This is a genomic window from Micromonospora sp. NPDC002411, assembly GCF_053592955.1.
Map to the genome: position 1 here is coordinate 1 of NZ_JBSFBM010000525.1, position 3,140 is coordinate 3,140.

Genomic DNA, 3,140 nt, shown 5'->3' on the forward strand with positions numbered 1-3,140 from the left:
TCAACCACCAGGTCAGGGCCTTGCTCGTTGGTGCGCCGCCAGGGACTCGAACCCCGAACCCGCGGATTAAGAGTCCGCTGCTCTGCCAGTTGAGCTAGCGGCGCTCGCCAGCAACGGGACGAGACGCTAGCACGTCAGGTACGCCACCCCGAACAGGCAGGGGTCCGCCTCACTTCAGCGTCAGCGTGACCTGCCCGGTAGCGACCCCGGACGGGTCCACCACCACTGTGTACGTGCCGGAGGTCGGCAGCACCGTCGGCTCGATGTCGCCGGCCCCGTTGATCACACAGCCGCTGGTGATCGGGCTGCCGTCGGGGGCGCGTAGCTCCACCACGCCGCACTGGTCGGGTAGGTCGGAGGCGGTCGCGGTCAGACTCACCGACGTACCGGCGCTGGCGGTGAACCGGTAGGTGGTGACCCCGCCGGGTCGGTCGACGGTGGCGACGACCGGCGGACCGCCGACGGTGATCGTCGCCGCCTTGTCGCGGCTGCTGACCAACCGCAGTGTGGTCGCGCCGGTGGTGCGTCCGGTCGGGTCGACCACCACTGTGTATGTCCCGTCGGCGGGCAGCAGGGTGCCGTCGATTTCGCCGACGCCGTTGATCACGCAGCCGCTGCTCAGCAGCCGGTCCTCGGCGTCGCGCAGTTCCAGCGGCGAGCACTGGTTGGGAAGTGTGCTCGTGGGCACCTCGACGAAGACGCGCTCACCCTGCTGCCCGGTGAACCGGTACCAGGCCCGCGCGCCGGGATGATCCAGGATCGCGGTGACCTCCGGGCCGTTCGCTTGCAGCGTGCCGTCAACGTCCCGGGCCACGTACACCCGGACGGCTGCTCGTCCGGTGTCGCCGGGGGCGGCGGTGACCCGCACGGCGTACGTGCCGGCGGTGGTGAGGTCGACGCGGTCGATGTACCCGACGCCGTTGATCGCGCAGCCGCCCCCGATGTACTGGCCGGCAGGGTCGGTGAGCGCGTACGGCGAGCAGCGGTTGGCGATCCCGGGCGCGGTGGCGTCGACGAAGACGGCGTCCCCGGCCCGGCCGGGGAACGTCAGTGGCGCCCCGCCGGGGGTCAGGCTGGCGGTCGCGACGGGTACGGCCGTGATCGACGTGACGGCGGGCGGGGCGACCCGCTCCGTGGTGGCGCCGGCCACCGCGAACTCGGGACGGCCGCTGACCGCGACGTCGAAGACGCACTCGGCGAGCTGGGCGGGCGCGGTGATGCCGGCCCACCGGCAGATCTGCTCGGCCGTGGCGCGGCGGCCCGGGTCGAGGTCGTCGACGGTGACCTCCCGTTCGGGGAAGGCACGGTCGGTGAACGTGCCGGTGTCCTGCCCGTCGTCGTAGTGCAGCAGCGAGCGGTCCGGGGTGACCCGCCAACTGTCCGCGTACGCGGGGTAGAGCTGCGTGAACGGCACCGGTTGGGTGAGCGCAGTCCCGGACGACGGTGCGATGTCGTCGGCCGGGTCGCCGTCGAAGTCGCCGAGCAGGCCGCGGACCTTCCCGGCCCGGACGTCGGCGAGCTTGACCAGCACCCGGTAGCCGTAGTGGCCGATCTGGTCCACCGCCGCCGCGGAGCCGTCCGGCCACGTCACGTCGTACCCGTCGGTGGGTCCGGTGTCGGACGGGCGGCGGGTGAGGGTGCCGCCGCCGGGCAGGTCGGTGCGTTCCGGTGGCGCGGCCAGCGACGCGCCGTCGACGTGTACCCGGGTGCCGCCGTCGGTGAGCGTGAGCGCCACCCGGTGGGCGCCGACCCGGAACGCGACCGCCGAGTTGACCGAGGCGGTCCGGGTGCCGGCCATCGGCGCCTGGCGGACCTGCACCTCCAGCGGGTCGCCGCCGGTGGCGGTGACAAGCGTGAACTCGCCCACGGCCTGGAAGTCGTAGGCGACCCGGTCGAACGTGACCAGGTGCGGGTCGCCGTTGCTGCCGCCGCAGTTGGCGCCCTCCTCGCAGAGCTTCACCGGACCCTTCTGCGGGGGCTTCTTCTTCGCCGGTTTCTTGCACTCGTCGAGGTTCTTCGGCAGCGTCTTCCCGTCGTACTCGGTGCGTGGTGGCAGGCCCTTCGCCACCCGGTAGCGGTTCTCCGCGAGTGTCGCCTTCACCTCGGCGGTACGGATTTCGGTGCTGCCACAGTCGCCCTGCGGAACCTTGTTCTGGGAGATGTCGTCGGCGTGGTTCAGCTCGTGGTAGAGCGCGGCGCAGGGGTCCCGGGCCACGCCGTCGCCGTACGGCTCGACGGAGGTCGGATTCCAGGTGACCGTCGAGGAGCCCTTCCCGTCGGGGCTGTCCGGGGTCTCGAACGCGCCCGAGCCGCCGGTGGTCGGGATGATCCGCACCCGGGGAGACTTCTTGTCCCGCAGCCGCGGGAGCAGGCCGGACGGGTCCCCGCCGGGCGCGGCGAATCCCTTCAGGCAGGTGTCGACAGCGCCCTGGAAGTCGACGCCGCTGACCGGCACGCCACCGGTCGGGTCCACCGCGTAGTCGGCCCGGGCCGGTCGGGGCCCGCCGACGACCAGTGCGCCGACGGCCACCAGCAGCAGTGCCACCGCGGCGACGGCCGGCCGGCGGCGTCTCCGCCGGAGGACCACCACCAGCGCGACGGCGAGCAGCGTCAGCAGCAACGCTCCGCCGGCAAGCCACAGCCAGCGCTGGCCGGTCACGCCGTCGCCGTCACCGACGGTGAAGGTGGTGGTCCGCAGCGTGGTCCCGCCCGCGCAGAGGCCGGTCGCGCCGGTCACCGGCAGTGGCAGGTAGCCGGCGGTCACCTCGTACCGGCCGGGGGCACCGACCGGCCACAGCGTGTCCAGGCCACCGCCGTCCGGGGTTGCTGCCACCGAGCGGAGCAGCACCGCGTCGGGCGTGTCGCCGTCGTGCAGGCGTACGCCGGTCAGGCTGACCGTCGCGGTCGCACCGGGTTCCACAGTGGTGAGCCCTGCGGTGGCGGCAGCACCGATGCCGTCGTCGTGGAAGCTGCGGGCCAGCGTCGGCGTGAGGTCGCGCCCGTCGAGGCGTACCCCGGTCACCTGGACGGTGCCGACGGCGCTGGTCGGCAGCGCGCACGCCGCGCCCGTGGTGTTCGTGACAGTGAGGTCGAGGCGGACCTGGTCGCCGGCCCGGTAGTCGGCCTGGCCGGGCCGCAGG

Annotated in this window: 1 protein-coding gene and 1 tRNA gene; both read right to left on the bottom strand. The window is 73.2% G+C overall.

The window, feature by feature from the left end; genetic code table 11:
* Positions 1-28 precede the first annotated feature (28 nt).
* Positions 29-104, bottom strand: a tRNA-Lys gene (locus ACWCO3_RS33310).
* A 65-nt stretch (positions 105-169) separates the two neighbouring features.
* Complete coding sequence (locus ACWCO3_RS33315; RefSeq protein WP_450013912.1) at positions 170-3,139, bottom strand: VWD domain-containing protein; 2,970 nt, start codon at positions 3,137-3,139, stop codon at positions 170-172.
* Position 3,140 lies beyond the last annotated feature (1 nt).